The organism is Pseudomonas sp. IT-P100, from assembly GCF_949767185.1.
GTDB lineage: Bacteria > Pseudomonadota > Gammaproteobacteria > Pseudomonadales > Pseudomonadaceae > Aquipseudomonas > Aquipseudomonas fluorescens_B.
In genome coordinates this window covers 15,430-35,540 of sequence record NZ_CATKQK010000017.1, presented here as the reverse complement: position 1 = coordinate 35,540, position 20,111 = coordinate 15,430, and the positions used below count along the sequence as shown (strand labels likewise).

Here is a 20,111-nt window from a genome sequence, read left to right as displayed (position 1 = left end):
AGGCGGGGTCAGCGCTGCTGAAGTTTTAGATCCAGAGGGATGAAACCCACAAGTGCAGGCCCGAAAGGCCTACCGCTATTGTCCACGCCATACCATTTGTTGTTCTGATGAATGGCCGTGGTGTTAGTGCCTCGGTGAATGCCTTGCATGAGCGCGTGATCAGCATCCACCCAACCCGACATTTTTTTCCCCGCCGCCCCGGCGGCTCCTCCGAAAAAGCCCCTGACTTGATTGAGGCCGGTTTGCAGGCGACCGAGGCCGTTTTGAGTGATATCGAATACACGACTGGTCAGCATTTGACCAAAGCGCCGCATGCCTCTTGCAGTGCCCGAGAGGAGATCAGGCAATCCGCTCAACGGGTTGATGACCGAATGGACTGAACCCGCGCTGATTTTCATTAACTCAAAAGCCTTCACCTTGACCGGTGAAACAGACTTGACCACGCCCACTGCCGTACTCACGCCACCGACCAATCCGGACAGGCTTGAAACAGCATCGGAAAAACACCCAAACACGCCATTGATCAAGCCCATGCGCGTCCCGGTGCTCAAATCGCTCACACAGCCGACGAAGGGAATCAGCTGCAGTGCAAAGCCTTTCAGGTTTTCCCAGAATTGCTTCTGCTTGTCCCGGGGTGTGAGTCCTTTGGCGCGATCCAGCAGAACCGCCTTTTGCCCCTGCAGAAAATTATCGTTGATCACCGCACTGATGATCCTCGCCAGCTTGGGCGAGAAGTAACTATTGGGGACGTATATTGTTTCATCCGCGTAACCCACCAGCGGCGTAGCGGCAAAGCTGTCACCCAATTTCTCGATGATCAACTTGGGTGATTTGACATGGGTTCGCGGTGCGGCCCCTGTTGTATATGCCAGAAAATCGAAGGGCAACTCAGCGCCTCGCTGAACGACTGCATTGACTGGAGAACCTTTACTGACTTTGACTTTTTCGACTGTCATCACGCCATTCAGCGGCAGCACATCGGGCAGGTCCGAACGCTTGATGATTTTCATCTGCGCCGGGAACACTTCGAAGTAGCTGATTTTTCCACCGTGCTCACAGCGTATCAGCGTGCCATATCCCCCCCGAGCCGCCGCCTGAAGCTCGCGTGTTTCATCCTCTTTTATCCTCCCGGTTTCTTCTCGCAAGGTGAACAGTTCGATGGTCCCCAGCTCAATACATTGGCGGTCTTGCAAAGGCAGTTCGGCGAACAGCAGTTGGGTTGGAGCGATAAACGCTTCAGAAAATCCGGCGAAATAGCTGTCCACGGAAGACGTTAAAAGCGTGTCGAGGTCTGGTAGTGCCTGGATTCTGGTTTCCCACACCCCTTGCGTCATCCCCATCCGGCTGGGTTGCCACCAATTTTCAGGGGTCAAGTCACCGGCCATGTACACCTCGACCAGATCGTGGGTGGTCCCTTTGGCGGCCTGGAGGTTCCAGCTGGCACCCAATAATTTTGACCAGAGTTTCATCGCCCCTATTTCGTGGTCACTGGCATCCGGAAATACCTTGCGTAACTCAATGATGGCCATGTCCCTGCGCGTTTGCAGCGGGCGGGAAAAGGTCTGCAATGCCTTGGCAATGTCAGTGCGCTGCCTGGCGAACATTTTGGCGGCGTATTCATAATCCCCGGGTGAATAGGATGACGTGTGCCTCTGTCGAATAACGCCGTTCATGACACCCCATGCCACTAAGATGTCGACACCGGCGCTCTGAAACAACAGGCGGCTTTCTTCGGTGGCTGGATCAAGCACTGCAAGCGCCATGAGCTGGTCGGCGGGCATCGCACGGGAACAGCCCTGATTCGTTGCTTCCACGATGGCAACGCCCAGGCGCAACGTCATCCAGTTGACCGTTCCCATGTGCAGTTTGCTACCGCCAGGCACGAGGAACTCCGGGGCAACCTCGGCCAGGAACAAGTGCGCCACCAGTGGTGCAGTCAGCGCGCTGACACCCTTGTCACTAATCAAATGATTTTCGATATCGGCACGTATCGCACCCAGTTCACGCCCTCTGTTGCTGGGCTGATAAACATCGTAACCGGCAATGTTTCCGGACTTGCCAGGCGCGTCGGGATCAACGCTCAGTTTTATCGCCGTGCACAGGAGCTGCTGGCAGTGCTCCATGGAAGCCGTTTGCCCTTCGGTGGCTCCGTACCAATTGAGTTTTTTGACCAATTGCTGTCCCCAAGCGTCGGCACCATACGTGTCGAAAATCTCAGCGAGCAAATGGTGGGCATTGTTTCGCCGCTGTTCGACTGAGGTGCCGGTGAGCGGATAAGTACCCAACGCGTGGAAGATTGACGGCGATCCGTCCAGAAGTACTTTGGACAACTCAATAATCTGAGTCTTTTCAGCGTTTGATAGCGTGACAGGCGCAGTATTAGCCAACGGCCAGTCTGCCCCATAGTTGCCTAACGGTGGGGATGGCGGCATTGACGTGTTCAGCCAACCAATGATGTTACGCACCTCTGCGACATTTTTGGGCGCATCAAAGCCTCTGAAACGGATGACTTGCAGCAGGTCAGCAGACGTACTGGAGTACAGTGCGCCGCCGGATGTTCTGGCCTGCTCAAACAACTTGTCGAGCGCTGCCTTTAACGCAGGCCGTGCGTTCACAGCGCCAGTCAGATCAACCCAGATCCCCTCGGAGAACACTTGGATTTTTCGCTCAGCGAGCCTGACAGGGAATAGGCTGCAGTCGATTTTCAGAGCCTGGCAAAGTTCGATCATCGCTGGCAACGCCAGTAAATCATGCAGGTGACGGCGTATTTCCTGGCTTGCCTGCTCAAGTGGTCTGCTGACAAAACCAGCCATGGTTTCCGACAAGGTAACGGGCGCGCTATCGGCCTTGTCCTTTACCACCCGTTCGAGGGCAGTGACCAACAGTGCGCACTCCTTGGCAACGTCAGCAATCTGTTTGACCTGTTCGATCGCTTTTTCCAGGCGCGCCTTTTTAGCGGTAGAGAACGCGGGCCACGCCGAAGTTTTCAATTGGCTGGCGATTTGTTGTGCGCTCACTGTCCGGGATGGCGGGTTTACCCCGTAAAACCCGAGCACAGTATCGCGAGGAATGGCGTTGGAGTCCGAACTCAAATGACACAACCCGAAATCGCCGGGGTCGAGCAATTTCAGGATCGGCAACAGTGATTTTGCCGCCGGCCACCACCCCGAATGATCCCACAGCCCGAATTCGTGGAGGGTGGTCAGGCCGTTTTTGGTGATGGACCCTGTCACCCGGTCGTGATGGATGCGCAGCGTTGGCAAGGCCAGGCCTTTGGCAGTGAAGAACTCCAGAAGCGCGTTGTCGTTCACGGCTTGCTTGTACAGTTCGACCGATGAGTGGATCAGCGTCCCCGCAGGGATCACCACTGGGGTGTTCCGATTGGACTCCAGCACTGTAAGGACGTCACTGTGCAACTGATGATCCGCGGTGGAGAGCGCGCCCGGATCATTCAACGTCTCCAACACCCACTCGGCGGCCCGTTTTGATCGTTGTGTACGTTCTGGCTCTGTCGTGCCCTCATCAATGAGTGGAGCAAGATCGTGGTGCTTGAAATAGTCATCCCGGGGGTGTTCGGCGACCTCGAGGATCAATTCAGCGCTGCTAATGTTCCGGTTCCATGGCACCGGCTGCAGCAACAAGCCGGCAACATCGTTCACCAATCGGGGATCCTCGTGAGGATCCTCAAAAGTCGAGTCGGCGATTCGCGCCCTGATAGCCTCGTCAACCGATGGCATTGCGCTCAGGGCGGTTTCCACTTCATTCAAGATGTCGCCACGCAGTCCGGCGTCTTGTTCCTGGATAAAGTGTGGACCACCGATAACTGCCCCGGCCCGGAGTTTGTGGAATTCATGGACAGCCGCATAAATTGTGGCCATCGCGATCGTTGCGGCGGCGCGTGGGTGCTGCCGGGCAATACCCGTCACGGAGTTCAACGTCGACACACCCATCGCGGACAGGTAACTGCCGACTGTCTGAAGCCATACGCCAAGATCGGAGTACAACGTATCGATGAAACGCTGCTGTTGTTCCAGCGGTTCGACTGTCGGCGCGTAAGGACTGTCCGGGTTGGCTACAGGTTCCGACTCATGAGGGAGGAAGGGTTTGAGCAGGTCTGGAAGCGCTCCAAACAGGGTGCGCAGCGGGACAAGTTCAGTCTGCTCGACTGCTTCGACGGGGTGCCAGCCGGTCAGCAAATGCATGGATTGCGTAAGTAATTCATCGATGTGCCGGGCAAACAGTTCGGCTTGCTCAAATGCTCCGACATAGAGTGATGCCACATTTTCCTGTGCATGTGGGCGGGGCCGTGTACCGTCCAAACGCACAGGCTGGGGGACATTGAAGGGTTGGCCTAGGACTGCGGCGTTTGCGACAGTCACATTAATCTGTGGCGAAACGGATGATGGGCTCCCGCTTTCATATTGCACTGGCGGTTGCGCCAGCTGAGCGGGCCGGCCAGGGAGAACGGGCCGCTCGGCCACGGGGACCTTCAGCTGCCGGGCATTGTCGACGACATTCAGCACATACAACAGTTTGGCCCACCCCCCTTGCGGTACAGGTGTTCCACGGACATCGATATGTTTGAAGAAGTCAGCATTCTGATTAATTGCTTCCAACGCCGAGAGCAGTGAAAAGCCATCCTCCTGCCCGGTGTCTGCAAGTGCTTTTCCAGCTTCGCTATTGACAGAAACGCCGCCCCGTTTAGCTTCCTCCTGAAACGCGATAATCGCCGTCGAAACTGCCGTCGACGCACTAGCCCACACCCCCGTTGCCGCAGTTTTGCCTGCCGACTTCGCACCATTGAACAATGCTTTACCCAAATCCATCACGGGCAACGCGCCCAGTGTATTGAGTGCCGAATTCGCCCGATTGACCCAATGCTGTACGCCGGCCGTCAGCCACGCAGGGTCTGTCCACTCGTTGAACAATGGCGGCACAGACTTCAGCTCGATATTTTGCCAGAGCGCCTGGACTGCCCGTTTGTGCCGGTCCGGGAAACGCTCACGTTGAGTGGTCTCATCCAGGCGTTGCAGAAATTCGCCCAATAAAAATCTGGTCTCTGCGGGTGATGGCCGGACAGTCAAAAACTCTTCCAGCTTGGTCAGCGTGCTTTCGATTCGCCCCTCACGCCATGGCCTGATTGACGACCGGCAGTCCCTGACGGTGGTGCGCAGGCATTGCCACTGAAGATCCGACAACAACTCACCATTGGCGATCAGCTCGTCTAATTGATGTCGCGATGAATTCCTGTGTAACTGTATAAATCCGAGAACACTGTCGGGGTTGGCGCTTGCGAACAATTCGAGACGTTCGCCGAATACCTCCCCCCAGCGGTCCGGCGGCAAATGGCAGATGACCTCGACAATGGCGCGCAGTCGCTCGACGGTCAGGTCGCCTTTGGGCTGAATCGAACGCATCATCGCCTCCACGAACAAGTCAGCCATCGAACGACCCACATCGGTTTGCAAAAGGCCGCTTTTCAAAACATCAAGCACCTCCTGTTCCGAAAGCCGCTGTGTCTTCAAGTGCTTTCTCAAGGAAGCCCAGGTTTTCTCAAGCGACATTTGATCGAAGACCAGTTCGCCAGGATACCCATCCCCCTTGCGATACACCGGAGGATAAAGGTCGTTCAACTCTGCTGAGAACGATGAATCGAACACCGGAAATCTGGCTCCGGGGAGCATCGTGCGTGTGGGGATGTTTTGCGCTTTGAGGAGTTGCTTGCTGACCCGGGTCGAATCAGGCGTGTCATTGCCTGAACGGAAGGAGAATGCAGAAGGCGTTGCATTGGAAGGGCCACACGGAGCGGGCATTGGAAATCTCTTGTTTCATGAGGTCACGGCGGCACGCTAGAACCTGTCCCGCCCCCTCACTATCAAATAACGCCCAAAGTCCGGTGCCCCTTCAAAGCACCTGAAACTTACAAAATCCGATACAACAATCGCTCGATCCGCACTCGACTCACCCGCTTGAGAAACTTGGCCACTGCCGCCGGGTAATCCGGCAGAGTTTCCAGATCCTGATACCGCTCGATACGCGTGGTGTGCTGGAAAATCTCCGCCAGCTCGCTGCGACGCGGCTGCAGCAACTCCCCTTTTGGGTCATCAATCAGCAACGCGTTTTCCAGGTCGAGGCGGAACGCTCGCGGGTTGAGGTTGTTGCCGGTCAGCAAGGTATAACGCTGATCGATCCACATGCCTTTGAGGTGATAGGTGTTGTCGCCGTCCTTCCACAGGTGCAGGTTCAACTGACCGCTGTCGACGCTGCGATGATGACGCTTGGCGAAACGGCGCAGGCTGATCTCGTAGAGGTAGGGCAATGCTGCGATCACCTTGAAAGGCTCGCTCGGCGGGATGTAGAAGTCGTTGGCGGTCTTGTCGCCGACCACGATGTCGATCTTCACGCCACGCGCCAATGCCCGATTGATTTCCCGGGTCACCGCCAATGGCAAGTTGAAGTACGGCGTGCAGATCGTCAGTTGATGCTGCGCGCTGGCGATCAATTCGCAGATCACCCGGCTCAACGGATTGTTCTTGCCCACCCCGAGCAACGGGCTGACCGACAAACCGTCCTTGGCAGTGCTGCCCATAGTGGTGTCGTACGTAGCGTGCTTGAGGCGGCTGCGCAGGTCGCCGATGTCATTGCGCAGGCTGCGGGTGGTCGGCAGGTTCGGCAGATCGAGGCGATGCACCGCTTTCGAGGCGACCAGGCCGTGCTGGACCAGGTGCTGCATCGAATCGGCCAGCGCGCTGCTCTGCAGCAGGTGATAACGGTCGTAGCGGTATTTGTCGAACTTGTGCAGGTAGACGTTGTTGAGACTGGCGCCGCTGTAGATCACGCAGTCATCAATCACGAAGCCTTTCAAATGCAGCACGCCGAACAGCTCGCGGGTCTGCACCGGCACGCCGTACACCGGTACAACGCTGTCGTGGGTGCGCGTGGTTTCCTGGTACCACGCCGAGTTGCCCGGCTGCTTGCCGGCTCCGATCAGGCCACGCTGGGCGCGCAACCAGTCGACGACCACCACCACGTCCAGTTCCGGACGCGCCAGTTTCGCGGCGTGCAAGGCATCGAGAATTTCCTGGCCGGCTTCATCCTGTTGCAGGTACAGCGCGACGATGTAGATGCGCTGGGTCGCTGCGGCGATTTTTTCCAGCAGGCAACGACGGAACTCGGCAGCGCCAGAGAGGATGGTGACGGCATCGGCGGTCAGCGGAAAACTGCGCAGTTTAGGCAGCAGAGAGCGTTTGAAAAGCGACGGCATAGGGCTCGCAATGGGTCGAATCCGGAGAGTTCGAGAGCTTACACCATGGATGGGCTTGGGTCTTGCTGGTGTCTGTGCTGCCCTCATCGCCAGCAGGCTAGCTGCCACATCTGAAATGCATTCCCCTGTGGGAGCGGGCCTGCAAGCGATAGCTATCCAATCAATAATAAAAAAGCCGCTTGACCAAGGAGAACGATCGTTCTACTGTTGGCCGCATGAACGAAATAACTAGCAACGACACACGCGACATCATTCTGGACGTCACCGAAAAGTTGATCTACAAAAGTGGCATCTCTGCCACCGGCATGGATCTTCTGGTGAAAACCGCCGGCGTCTCCAGAAAAAGCATTTACCGCTACTTCGCCAATAAGGAGGAGCTGACCGTCGCCGCCCTGCAACGGCGCGACGTGCGCTGGATGCACTGGTACAGGACCGCCGTCGACCAGGCCGAAACCCCGGCCGATCGCCTGCTCAACCTGTTTACCGTGCTCAAGACCTGGTTTGCCTCGGAAGGCTTCCGTGGCTGTGCCTTCATCAACACCAGCGGTGAAACCGGCGACCCGCAAGACCCGGTTCGCCTGGTCGCCAAAGAACACAAACAGAAGCTGCTCGACTACGTGCGCGAGCTCTGCACCGAACATGGCGCCAAAGACCCGGAGACGCAGGCCAGACAGCTGCTGATCCTGATCGACGGTGCCATTACCGTGGCGCTTGTCATGGGTGATCACAGTGCCGCCGATAATGCGCAATGCATGGCGCGAAAGTTATTGGACCTGTAACACTTAACCAAGCCCGACAACTTGCTTGAACTTTAATTTGATAGGGAGACTTTACATGTCTAACGCCGAAGTTCGTCCGCCATTGCCGCCCTTTACCCGTGAGTCCGCCATCGAAAAAATTCGCCTGGCCGAAGACGGCTGGAACTCCCGTGACCCGGAACGGGTGTCCCTCGCCTACACCCTGGACACCAAATGGCGTAACCGCGCCGAATTCGCCTACAACCGTGAAGAAGCCAAGGGTTTCCTGACCCGCAAATGGGCCAAGGAACTGGACTATCGGCTGATCAAGGAACTCTGGGCGTTCACCGGCAACCGCATCGCTGTGCGCTACGCCTATGAATGGCACGACGACTCGGGCAACTGGTTCCGTTCCTACGGCAACGAAAACTGGGAGTTCGACGAGAACGGCCTCATGGCCAACCGGTTCGCCTGCATCAACGACATGCCGATCAAGGAAAGCGACCGCAAGTTCCACTGGCCGCTGGGTCGTCGGCCGGATGATCACCCAGGGCTGTCCGATCTCGGTCTTTGAATTCACATAGATCAACTGTGAGCGGGCTCGCCCGCGATAGCGGAATGTCAGTCAGCCAATGTGTTGAATGTGACGCTGCCATCGCGGGCGAGCCTGCTTGTGTTCGCTGAACAGGCATTGGCGTAATGCGCGGATTGTCGGGGATTGGGCGATTAACGGGACTGAGCCGCCGTTTGTGTGGCAGATCGGGAATGGGCCCGACCGTAAAATCTGAATCCGAGCCTACAAGGAATTGGGGCAGCGCGGTCGCAGCAGAAGTTGGATGTAGGTAAGATATCGGCCCTTCCCCGCAGCCCTTTCCTGCACCCCGCCGAATAAGTCGATTCCATGCCTTTCGAACTCAGCGTTGATCTCTCCACCCTGGCCATTCTGGCCGTTGTCGCCTTCATAGCCGGTTTCATCGACGCCATTGCCGGCGGCGGCGGTCTGTTGACCACCCCGGCGCTGCTGACCGCCGGCTTGCCGCCGCATCTGGTGCTGGGCACCAACAAACTCAGTTCGACTTTCGGCTCGGCCACCGCCAGCTTCACCTTCTACCGGCGCAAGCTGTTCCATCCCCGGCAGTGGCTGCACGCCATTGTCGGCACGCTGGTCGGCGCGTTGACCGGTGCGGTGGTTGCGCATTACCTGCCCGCCGAATGGCTGAACAAGATGCTGCCGGTGATCGTGTTCGCCTGTGGCCTCTACCTGTTGTTTGGTGGCACGCCGAAAGCGCCGCTGGACAGCAACGCGCCGATCAAGAAAAAGTGGCAATCGACCCAAGGCTTCAGCCTGGGTTTCTACGACGGCGTGGCCGGCCCCGGCACCGGTGCGTTCTGGACCGTCAGCAGTATGCTGATGTACCCCATCGACCTGGTGAAGGCCAGCGGTGTGGCGCGCAGCATGAACTTCGTCAGCAACATTGCGGCGCTGTCGGTGTTCATCTTTTCCGGGCAAGTGGACTGGATCATCGGCCTATGCATGGGCCTGTCGGTGATGGTCGGTGCATTCTTCGGCGCCCGCTCCGCCATCAGTGGCGGAGCCAAATTCATTCGTCCGGTGTTCATCACCGTGGTGCTGGGCCTGACCGTGCGGCTAGCCTGGCAACACTGGTTCAGCGTGGCCTAGACGCCGCGCCACATAGACGTCGATCAGGTAACGGGCAATCGAGCGTGACGCCGGCAACGGCGGCAGCTCGTGCACGTTGAACCACTGGGCGTCCTCGATCTCGTCTTCCTGACAGACAATTTCGCCACCGGCGTACTCGGCGTGAAAGCCGAGCATCATCGAGTGCGGGAACGGCCAGCACTGGCTGCCCATGTACTGGATGTTCTTGACCTCGATCTGCACTTCCTCGCGAACCTCGCGAATCAGGCAATCTTCGGCCGACTCGCCCGGCTCGGCGAATCCGGCCAGCGTGCTGTAGACCCCGGTGACAAAACGCGGTGAACGCGCCAGCAGGACTTCATCGCCACGGGTAATCAGCACGATCATGCTCGGCGAAATGCGCGGGTAATAACGCAGGTCGCACGGTTCGCAGTACATCGCCCGCTCCCGGATGACTTGCTTCGTGGCCTGTCCGCAATTGCCGCAAAAGCGGTGCTCGCGGGCCCAGGTGCCGATTTGCGCGGCATACCCCAGCACCTTGTAAACGGCGTGATCACCGTCGAGCATGAACGCCCGCAGGCCTTTCCAGTTGCAGCCCGGCACTTCGCTGTGACTGCGCAGCTCCAGCAGATACACCGGCTCGCCATCCAGGTGGCCTATGCCATGTTCGGCAAGAATCGTCAGGTCCTGACGCTTGAGCCATTCGCGCGGGAACAGCGCGCCATTGTCGTCAAACAGGAAGCCTTCGGGGCTGCGCGCGACGGCCCAGCCGCCCGGTTGATCGGTGTCCAGTACTGCAGTGGTCCAGCGTGAAGTCATTTTTCAATCAATCCAGAAATTCGGGTTTCTGTTTGCTCATATGGGCGGCCATGGCCACGCGCAAATCGGTGGATTGCAGCATGGCGGCGTTCCAGGTGGCGACGTATTCGAGGCCGTCGTCGATGCGATGGTCACGCATGTAGCTGATCATCTCCTTGGTGCCGGTGACCGCAATCGGCGACTTGCTGGCGATGTCGCGGGCAATGCCCATGACGCCGTCGAGCAGGCTGGCGGTGTCGCTGTAGACGCGATTGACCAGACCGATAGTGCGCGCTTCCTCGGCGCCGAACGAGCGACCAGTGTAAGCCAGTTCACGCAGCATGCCGTCACCGATGATCCGCGGCAAGCGTTGCAATGTGCCAACGTCGGCGGCCATGCCGATGTCGATTTCCTTGATCGAGAATTGCGCATCTTCGGCGGCATAACGCATGTCGCAGGCGGCTATCAGATCGATCGCGCCACCCAGGCAGTAACCCTGAATCGCCGCCAGCACCGGCTTGCGGCAATTGTCGACGGCATTGAAGGAAGCTTGCAGTGCCAGAATCTTGCGCCGCAGCAGGCGGGCGTTGCGCCCCACGTCCTTGCCCAGCTCATTGGCCACGCCGGCCAGCATCATCAGGTCGATACCGGACGAGAAATGTTTGCCGGCGCCACTGAGCACCACCACCCGCACTTCGTCGGTGTCGTCGATCCACTGGAAGATCTCGATGATCTCGCTCCAGAACGCGGCATTCATCGAATTGATCTTCTCCGGACGATTGATCTGCACATGGGCAATTTTATCGGCCAGTTCGACGGTGAACGCAGTGTACTGAGACATGGCAGTGATCCTTTACCGGGCAAAAATGAGGCCCGAACTATAACAAGGCATGCCGTTCGGCAGTAAGGCAGCGGTTCGGCCAAAAGCGGGACTGCATGGCGCACCAGCGTAGTGCGCAGGCGTGACAGCACTCGCACATTCATGTGAACGCCAGGTTACCTTTTGGGGCTCGATCGCAAAAAAACGTGCACTTCGTCGGAGCGTTTGAACCCTTTTCATGCACGTCCGTACCTCATTGAACCGATTGTCGAACAATTTTGCCATCTGTGCTTCACCGCTCTAAGTTCTGGCCTAGACTCATTTTCGCGAGGCAAAACCGGTCGGTCACAAAGTGCAAAAATAATCGAAACTTTTGCTCTTCGTGGCCGGTCCTCTGAAAGGTAGGTGCGTTGCGACTGGTGCAATCCTTGCAGCGTCCACTCCAGCCAATCTGCTTCAACGCATGGGTCGCGTTTGCTGCCCAGTGCGTCGCGCGTTTGCGCCCGGCCACAGGAATTGGCCACGAAACACCGTTTGCCAGACCTGAGAATTAGATCAACAACACGGGAGATTCATATGATCAGTGCGGCTTTAGACATTCAGGGAGAACGTGCTCATCAGCAGGTCGGCGATACGAGCGCCGTGAGCGCCCCAAGTGCCAAATCGATCAACGTCCCGAGCACCAAGACGCTGATACCGGTGGCCAGTCAGAACCCCAATCGAAAGAAAGTGTTGTTCGTGACCTCGGAAATCGCCGACCTGGTGAAGACCGGCGGTCTGGGCGACGTCTCGGCAGCACTGCCCCGGGCCATGGCGCTATTGCACGATGTGCGTGTGCTGATCCCCGGCTACCCGCAAGTGCTGCACAGCGAAAACCCGATTCACATTATTGGCGAGCTCGGTGGTCATGCCGCATTGCCACCCTGCAAGATCGGGCGCATGGACATGCCCGACGGCCTGGTCATTTACGTGTTGATCTGCCCGGAACTCTACGAGCGCGAAGGGTCTCCCTACGGCGCCAACAACGGTCGTGACTGGCCGGACAACCATATCCGCTTCGCCCGCCTGGGCCTGGCCGCTGCCGATATCGCTGCCAACCTTGCCCAAATTCACTGGTGCCCGGACCTGGTGCACGCCCATGACTGGCCTGCCGGCCTGGCGCCTGCCTACATGCACTGGCGTGGGCAACGCACCCCGACGCTGTTCACCATTCACAACCTCGCCTACCAGGGCGTGACCAGTCTTGGGTCGTGCCCGGAACTGGGCATTCCCGCACATGCTCTGCAACAGGAAGGCATGGAGTTCTACGGCAAGATGTCGTTCCTCAAGGCCGGCATGGCCTATTCGAGCCACATCACCACTGTCAGCGCCACCTATGCCCAGGAAATCACCACCCCGGCCTTCGGCTGCGGTCTCGACGGTTTTCTTGCCGCCAAGACCCAGCAAGGTCTGCTCAGCGGCATTCCCAATGGCATTGATGAAAGCTGGGACGCCGCCACCGACTCGCACCTGTTCCGCCCGTTCAGCATCGGTGACTGGGAAGGCAAAGCGGTCAATGCGGCGCACGTGCGCGACCTGTTTGGCCTGGACGATTCAGAAGGTCCGCTGTTCGCCGTGGTCTCGCGCCTGGTGTACCAGAAAGGCCTGGACCTGACCGAAGCCGTGTCCGAGTACATCGTCCAATCGGGTGGCCAGATCGCGATCATCGGTCGCGGCGAGCCGGAAGAAGAACAAGCCATGCGCGAACTGGCCCTGCGTTTCCCCGGGCAAATCGGTGTACGCATCGGCTTCAACGAAACCGACGCCCGCCGTATGTTCGCCGGCAGCGATTTCCTGCTGATGCCATCGCGTTATGAACCGTGCGGCCTCAGCCAGATGTACGCCCAGCGCTTCGGCTCGTTGCCGGTGGCCCGTAACACCGGCGGCCTGGCCGACACCATCGAAAACGGCGTGACCGGTTTCCTGTTCGACGAATCCACCGTCGAGAGTTATCAGGAAGCGTTGAGCCGGGCTTTCAAGGTGTTTGCCTTTCCCGACCTGCTCAATGCCATGCGTTGCCGCGCCATGGCTGCGCCGTTCAATTGGTGCAAAGCGGTCGAACCCTACGCAGAACTCTACGAACAGCTGGTCGCCAAGGCGCTGGGGAAATCGAACAGACAGTAAGAGGTTTTTGAACAATGCCGTTACGGACCCTTGAGACCTGGCCCCACGGCGCAATCATGCTGGACGCAGAACACACGCGTTTTGCCTTGTGGGCGCCAGATGCGTTTTTTGTCAGTGTCGAACTGGAAGATGGACAATCCTTGCCGCTACTGCCTCAGGCCGATGGCTGGTTCGTGATCAAGGCGCGTTGCCCCGCAGGTACGCGTTATCGCTACAACATAGACGGTGAGATTGAAGTCCCCGACCCCGCCTCCCGCGCGCAGGCCGGCGACATTCACCTGCACAGCGTGGTGGTCGATCCCCTCGCCTACACCTGGCAACACAGCGCCTGGCTGGGACGGCCATGGAACGAGGCGGTGATCTACGAGTTGCATGTCGGTGCGCTGGGCGGCTTCAGCGCAGTCGAACAGCACCTCGAGCGCCTCGCGGCGTTGGGCATTACGGCCATCGAGCTGATGCCTATCGCACAATTTCCCGGTGAACGGAACTGGGGCTATGACGGGGTGCTGCCCTACGCGCCCCAGGCGTCCTATGGCACCCCTGAACAACTCAAGCACCTGATCGACACCGCCCACGGCCATGGCCTCGCGGTGATCCTCGACGTGGTCTACAACCATTTCGGCCCGGATGGCAATTACCTGCATCGCTACGCCAAGGGCTTCTTCAACGAAGACAAGCACACGCCCTGGGGCGCGGCCATCGATTTCCGGCGGCGCGAGGTGCGTGATTTCTTCATCGACAATGCGTTGATGTGGTTGCTGGAATACCGCTTTGACGGTTTGCGCTTCGATGCGGTGCACGCCATCGAAAGCCCGGACTTTCTTCAGGAGCTGGCACAACGGATTCGCCAGCAGACCGATCCGGTGCGGCATGTGTGGTTGACGGTCGAGAACGAGCACAACCAGGCCAGCCTGCTGCAGGAAGGCTTCGACGCGCAGTGGAACGACGACGGCCACAACGCGTTGCACGTCCTGCTGACTGGTGAAACCGATGCCTATTACGCCGACTACGCGGACAATCCCACAGAGAAACTGGCTCGTTGCCTGAGTCAGGGTTTCGTGTTCCAGGGCCACACCAACCGACACGGTGAAGCGCGGGGCGAGCCCAGCGGGCACCTGCCCCCCAGCGCGTTCGTGTTGTTTTTGCAGAACCATGACCAGATCGGCAATCGTGCGTTCGGTGAACGTCTGCCGCAACTGGCCCACCCCGACGCGCTGAAAGCCGCGACCGCACTGTTGCTGTTGTCGCCGATGATCCCGCTGATGTTCATGGGCGACGAGTTCGCCGCCGAGCAACCGTTCCTGTTCTTCACCAGCCATCACGGCGAGCTCGCGGAACTGGTCCGTGAAGGCCGACGTAACGAGTTTGCCGCGTTTGATGCGTTTGCCGATCCGGAGAAACGTGAACGGATTCCCGACCCGAATGCACAGCAGACCTTCGAAGACTCTCGCCCCTGCCTGACGGCCAGTCGAGACTCCGCCATGTACCAGCTGTATTGCCAACTGTTGAAAATCCGCCATGAGCGGATCGTGCCGCACGTGTCCGGCGCCCATCCACTGGGCGCCGATGTGCTGGCCGAAGGCGCCGTCACGGCGCGCTGGCAACTGGGCGATGGCAGCCTGCTGCGCATTGACCTGAACCTCAGCGGCAAGCCAGTGGTCCACTCCCCACAGGCCGGCAATGCGTTGTTGTTCGAACACCCGCCGGAGTCCGCCGACCTGTTGGATCAGGGCACCCTTGCCCCATATTGCGCGCTAGTCAGCCTCACGGCCGCGGCCCCTTTGCTACCCCCGGATGGAGAGCGCCAATGAGCGATGCGCAACTGGAAATACTGGCCGGCCGAGCTGGCCTGGCGGTCGACTGGATCGACGCCAACGGCCGCCCACAGAAAGTCGCCCCATCAGTGTTACGTAACGTCCTGACCGGACTCGGCCACCCGGCCGGCACCGCCCAGGAAATCGACGCCAGCCTGCTCGAATTGCAGCAGGTGCAACAGACCCGGCATTTGCCGCCGCTGTTGACCGCAGACTTTGGCGTGGGCCTCAACCTGGCGCATTACTTCGAGCCGCAGACACCCTGCGAGATCCACCTTGAAGATGGTTCGCGGCTCAGCCTGAAACTGGATGCCGAGGCGATATTACCCGGTCTGATCCCGGTCGGTTACCAGCACGTCAGCATTGACGGGCAGTCCTTTACGCTGGCCGTGGCACCGTCGCGCTGCTACAGCGTCGGCGACGCCGTCGACAGTCCGATCCCCCGCGCCTGGGGCCTCAGCGTGCAGCTGTATTCGCTGCGCCGTCCCGGCGATGGCGGTTTCGGCGATACCCAGGCCCTCGAGGATCTCGCCCGGGTGGCCGGTGAACGGGGCGCCGAAGCCTTGGCGATCAGTCCGCTGCACGCGATGTTCAGCAACGACACCCAGCGCTACAGTCCCTATTCGCCGTCCAGCCGTTTGTTTCTCAACAGCCTGTACGCCGCGCCCGGTGCGATCCTTGGTGAGCGCGCAATGCGCACAGCGATAGATGCCACCGGGCTCGCCGCTGAACTCAAGCACCTCGAGGCGCTGCCACTGGTTGACTGGCCCGTCGCGGCCGAAGCCAAGCACCGTCTGTTGCAAGCGCTGTACGAAGGCTTTGTCCAGGGCGAACACCCGCTGCATGAAGACTTCAGCAGTTTCCGCCACGCTGCCGGCGAAGCCCTGGAAAACCACTGTCGCTTCGAAGCCATTCAGGAAGCCCGCGCAGCCAAGGGTGAAAACCTCGACTGGCGCGAATGGCCCGAGCAATGGCGCGATCCGCGTAGCGCGGCGCTGGCTGACTTCGCCGAAGAGAATGCCGGGCGCATCGGCTTCTTTGCCTTCTGCCAATGGCTGATCACCCGCTGCCTGGAGCGCGCACAAACCGCCGCCCGCAGTAGCGGCATGAGCATTGGCTTGATCGCTGACCTGGCGGTGGGTGCCGACGGCGGCGGCAGCCAGGCCTGGAGTCGCCAGGATGAATTGCTCGCCTCCCTGACCGTGGGTGCGCCACCCGACATCCTCAACCGCACCGGCCAGGGCTGGGGAATTTCCGCGTTCTCGCCCGAAGGCCTGGTACGCAATGGCTTTCGCGCCTTTATCGAAATGCTCCGGGCCAATTTCGCCCACGCGGGCGGTCTGCGCATCGATCACGTCATGGGGCTGCAACGGTTGTGGGTGATCCCCAACGGCGCCTCACCCGCTGACGGTGCTTATCTCTATTACCCGGTTGACGACCTGTTGCGCCTTCTGACCCTGGAATCCCATCGGCATCAGGCCATCGTCCTGGGCGAGGATCTCGGGACGGTACCGGACGGTCTGCGGGAAAAACTCATCGCCCGCTCGATCCTCGGCATGCGCGTGATGCTGTTCGAACAGGACAACGCTCGCTTCAAACCGATTCTCGACTGGCCGGACAACGCCTTGGCGACCACCAGCACCCATGACTTGCCGACGCTCAATGGCTGGTGGCATGGCCGCGACATCGACTGGAACGCTCGACTGGGGCTGGTCGATGCCCAAGGTGAAATCGAGTGGCGCCATCATCGCGAACGGGAGCGCGAAGGCCTGCGGCGGGTGTTGAGCGAAGACCCGCAGAACTTCCGCGAGGAGTCCCACGAAACCGATCAGGTACTCGACGCCGCCATTCGTTTCCTCGGCCATACCCGCGCTCCGCTGGTGTTGCTGCCGCTGGAGGATGCCCTGGGCATCGAACAGCAGGCCAACCTGCCCGGCACCATCGATACGCATCCCAATTGGTCGCGACGTTTGCCCGGCGACAGCGAAGCATTGCTCAATGACCCGGACGCCGCCAGGCGTCTGGAACTGCTCGCTTGCGCGCGACTTCAGGCCGCCGAGCGTGACCGATGAATCCGCCACGTACCCAACCGCTGCGGGCGACCTTGCGACTGCAGTTTCATAAAGGCTTCACGCTCGACGATGCGGTGCCGCTGGTGCCCTATTTCGCCAGCCTCGGCATCAGCCATGTCTACGCATCGCCGCTGCTGAGCGCCCGCGCCGGCTCCATGCATGGTTATGACGTGGTGGACCCGACCACGGTCAATCCTGAACTGGGCGGCGAAGCGGCATTGCGCCGGCTGGTCAGCGCGTTGCGTGCACAGGACATGGGGCTGATCCTCGACATCGTCTCCAACCACATGGCGGTCGGCGGCGGTGACAACCCCTGGTGGCTGGACTTGCTGGAATGGGGACGCCTGAGCCCCTATGGCGAGTTCTTCGACATCCAGTGGCATTCGCCCGATCCGTTGATGGAAGGCCAGCTGTTGTTGCCCTTCCTCGGCAGCGATTACGGCGTTGCGTTGCAGGACGGCACCCTGCCCTTGCGTTTCGATGCGCAGCATGGCGCGTTTTACGTTGAGCATTACGATCATCACTTCCCGATTTGCCCGATGAATTTTGGCGAACTGCTGAAAGCGGATGACGAGCAACTCAAATCACTGGCCGACCGCTTCAGCACCTTGAGTTATCAGAACGACGCCCACCGTCTGGCGATGCCGTTGAAAGACGAGCTGCGTGAACTCGCCAGCGACCCGGCCGTGCTGCACATCATTGAACAGAACCTGAAAGCCTACGATTCGCTCACGCCCGACGGCTTCCAGCGTCTGCATCAGTTACTGGAGCGCCAGAGCTATCGCCTCGCCAGTTGGCGTACGGCAGCGGACGACATCAACTGGCGGCGCTTTTTCGATGTCAACGAACTGGGCGGCCTGCGCGTGGAGCGTCCGGCGGTGTTCGAAGCGACCCACGCGAAAATCTTCGAACTGGTGGCTGAAGGCTTGATCGACGGTCTGCGCATCGACCACATCGACGGCCTCGCCGACCCGCGTGGTTACTGCCGCAAACTGCGCCGGCGGGTCGACAGCCTGGCACCGGATCGGCACTTGCCGATCTACGTCGAGAAGATCCTTGGCGAGGGGGAAACCCTGCACCGTGACTGGTCGGTGGATGGCACCACGGGTTACGAATTCATGAACCAGTTGTCATTGCTGCAACATGACCCGGAGGGCGCACAAACCCTGAGCGAGTTGTGGAGTCGCTACAGCGAACGGCCCGCCGACTTCCGTCAGGAAGCCCAACTGGCGCGCCAGCAGATCCTCAACGGTTCCCTCGCCGGTGATTTCGAAAGTGTCGCCCAGGCCCTGTTGCAAGTGGCCCGGGATGACCTGATGACCCGCGACCTGACCCTCGGCGCGATTCGCCGGGCATTGCAGGAACTGATCGTGCACTTTCCGGTGTATCGCACTTACATCAGTCCCCGTGGGCGCTCCGCGCAGGATGATGTGTTTTTCCAGCAAGCCTTGGACGGTGCGCGGCAAACCCTCGGTGAGGCCGATTGGCCCGTGCTTGATTGCCTGGCCCGATGGCTGGGGGGTGAACCGTGGCGCAAGCGTCCGGTGGGCCGTCCGCGCAAGATGCTCAAGCATGCCTGCGTACGCTTTCAGCAGTTGACCTCGCCGGCGGCGGCGAAGGCCGTGGAAGACACCGCGTTCTATCGCTCGGCAGTTCTGCTGTCGCGCAATGATGTGGGGTTCAGCACCGAGCAGTTCAGCGCGCCGGTGGCCGACTTCCATGCCGCGTGCCTCAATCGCCTCGAAGAATTCCCCGATAACCTGTTGGCCACTGCGACCCACGACCACAAACGCGGCGAAGACACCCGCGCCAGGCTGGCGGTGTTGAGCGAGCGCAGCGCGTGGTTCGCCTGGCAGGTGCCGCTCTGGCAAACACTGGCCCGGCCGCTGCGCGACGACGACCAGATGCCGTCCGCCGGCGATGAGCTGATCCTGTATCAGGCGCTCCTTGGCAGCTGGCCACTGGATCTGCGCAATGACGATAAAGCCGCGTTCGAGCACTACACTCAACGTGTGTGGCAGTGGCAACAGAAAGCCTTGCGCGAAGCCAAGTTGCAAAGCAGCTGGAGCGCGCCGAACGACGCTTACGAAAACGCAGCTCACCAATTCCTCGAACGCCTGCTACTCAGCCCTGAAGGTGAACGGCTGCGCGCAGCCCTCGGTAATGCGGCGATGTCGATTGCTGCACCCGGTGCACTCAACGGCTTGGCGCAAACCTTGCTGCGCATGACCGTGCCGGGCATTCCGGACCTTTATCAAGGCAACGAGTACTGGGACTTCTCGCTGGTAGACCCGGACAACCGCCGCCCGGTGGATTACGCCAGTCGCCACCAGGCCATGCAGCGTCCGCAGGACGTGCCTGACCTGCTGGCGAGCTGGCGGAACGGGCACATCAAACAAACCCTGATTGCGCGCACGTTGAACCTGCGCGCCGAGCATCCCGAGCTGTTTCAGCGAGGGTCGTATCAAGCCCTGGAAGTGGTCGGCAGCGAGGCGCACCGGGTGCTGGCATTTGCGCGTTCGTACAACCAGAAGCGGGCCATCGTGATCGTACCGATACGTTGTGCGGGCCTGCTGGAAAACAGTGCCGAACCCAAGGTCGGCGCGCAGCTGTGGGGCGATACGCGGGTCAAATTACCGTTCACCACCCCTGACGACAATCTGAAGGGACTTTTTTCCAGCGTCACAGTCACAGAACACAAGGAGCTGATGATTGGCGCCGCGCTGGGGGATTTCCCGGTCAATCTCTTTATCCAAAACCTTGAGTTCAGTTCAGGAGCATAG

The 20,111-nt window shown here is 59.7% G+C and carries 11 protein-coding genes and 1 pseudogene; 8 read left to right on the top strand and 4 right to left on the bottom strand.

Features of this window, described 5'->3' with window-relative positions; translation table 11 throughout:
• Nucleotides 1-8: 8 nt before the first annotated feature.
• Both ACM6IQ_RS15410 and pssA read right to left on the bottom strand, forming a co-directional pair.
• Complete coding sequence (locus ACM6IQ_RS15410; RefSeq protein WP_414879238.1) at nucleotides 9-5,813, bottom strand: hypothetical protein; 5,805 nt, start codon at nucleotides 5,811-5,813, stop codon at nucleotides 9-11.
• Nucleotides 5,814-5,920: 107 nt separating this feature from the next.
• Complete coding sequence (pssA, locus tag ACM6IQ_RS15405; RefSeq protein ID WP_017339062.1) at nucleotides 5,921-7,264, bottom strand: CDP-diacylglycerol--serine O-phosphatidyltransferase; 1,344 nt, start codon at nucleotides 7,262-7,264, stop codon at nucleotides 5,921-5,923.
• 215 nt (nucleotides 7,265-7,479) lie between these two features.
• Here pssA and ACM6IQ_RS15400 point away from each other — a divergent pair, with 215 nt between their 5' ends.
• The 4 genes and pseudogenes from ACM6IQ_RS15400 (at nucleotide 7,480) to ACM6IQ_RS15385 (ending at nucleotide 9,682) form a co-directional block, all read left to right on the top strand.
• Nucleotides 7,480-8,043, top strand: a complete 564-nt coding sequence (locus tag ACM6IQ_RS15400) for a TetR/AcrR family transcriptional regulator (protein WP_017339063.1) — start codon at nucleotides 7,480-7,482, stop codon at nucleotides 8,041-8,043.
• A 55-nt stretch (nucleotides 8,044-8,098) separates the two neighbouring features.
• Entirely contained in the window at nucleotides 8,099-8,575 is a 477-nt protein-coding gene (locus tag ACM6IQ_RS15395) for a DUF1348 family protein (protein ID WP_414879237.1), read from the top strand.
• A 106-nt stretch (nucleotides 8,576-8,681) separates the two neighbouring features.
• Nucleotides 8,682-8,789, top strand: a pseudogene (locus tag ACM6IQ_RS15390) (hypothetical protein); the annotation flags it as partial.
• Nucleotides 8,790-8,902: 113 nt separating this feature from the next.
• Nucleotides 8,903-9,682, top strand: coding sequence for a TSUP family transporter (locus ACM6IQ_RS15385; RefSeq protein WP_017339065.1), 780 nt, complete (start codon nucleotides 8,903-8,905; stop codon nucleotides 9,680-9,682).
• On the opposite strand, the gene nudC is transcribed toward ACM6IQ_RS15385, so the two are convergent.
• Both nudC and ACM6IQ_RS15375 read right to left on the bottom strand, forming a co-directional pair.
• Entirely contained in the window at nucleotides 9,650-10,480 is an 831-nt protein-coding gene (nudC, locus tag ACM6IQ_RS15380; protein WP_017339066.1) for an NAD(+) diphosphatase, read from the bottom strand. The genes ACM6IQ_RS15385 and nudC overlap by 33 nt on opposite strands.
• A 7-nt stretch (nucleotides 10,481-10,487) precedes the next feature.
• The gene (locus tag ACM6IQ_RS15375; protein ID WP_017339067.1) at nucleotides 10,488-11,300 is read right to left on the bottom strand and encodes a crotonase/enoyl-CoA hydratase family protein; all 813 of its coding nucleotides are present in this window, start codon (nucleotides 11,298-11,300) and stop codon (nucleotides 10,488-10,490) included.
• A 555-nt stretch (nucleotides 11,301-11,855) separates the two neighbouring features.
• On the opposite strand from ACM6IQ_RS15375, the gene glgA reads away from it, so the two are divergent.
• Genes glgA through ACM6IQ_RS15355 form a run of 4 tightly spaced genes read left to right on the top strand, consistent with a single transcriptional unit; the run spans nucleotide 11,856 to nucleotide 20,111 of the window.
• Nucleotides 11,856-13,442, top strand: a complete 1,587-nt coding sequence (gene glgA / locus ACM6IQ_RS15370) for a glycogen synthase GlgA (protein ID WP_017339068.1) — start codon at nucleotides 11,856-11,858, stop codon at nucleotides 13,440-13,442.
• Nucleotides 13,443-13,456: 14 nt separating this feature from the next.
• Complete coding sequence (gene treZ / locus ACM6IQ_RS15365; RefSeq protein ID WP_414879236.1) at nucleotides 13,457-15,253, top strand: malto-oligosyltrehalose trehalohydrolase; 1,797 nt, start codon at nucleotides 13,457-13,459, stop codon at nucleotides 15,251-15,253.
• Nucleotides 15,250-17,328: a 4-alpha-glucanotransferase gene (malQ, locus tag ACM6IQ_RS15360; protein WP_017339070.1), complete on the top strand. Its 2,079-nt coding sequence runs from the start codon at nucleotides 15,250-15,252 to the stop codon at nucleotides 17,326-17,328. The genes treZ and malQ overlap by 4 nt, the downstream gene beginning before the upstream one ends.
• Complete coding sequence (locus ACM6IQ_RS15355; protein WP_414879235.1) at nucleotides 17,325-20,111, top strand: malto-oligosyltrehalose synthase; 2,787 nt, start codon at nucleotides 17,325-17,327, stop codon at nucleotides 20,109-20,111. The genes malQ and ACM6IQ_RS15355 overlap by 4 nt, the downstream gene beginning before the upstream one ends.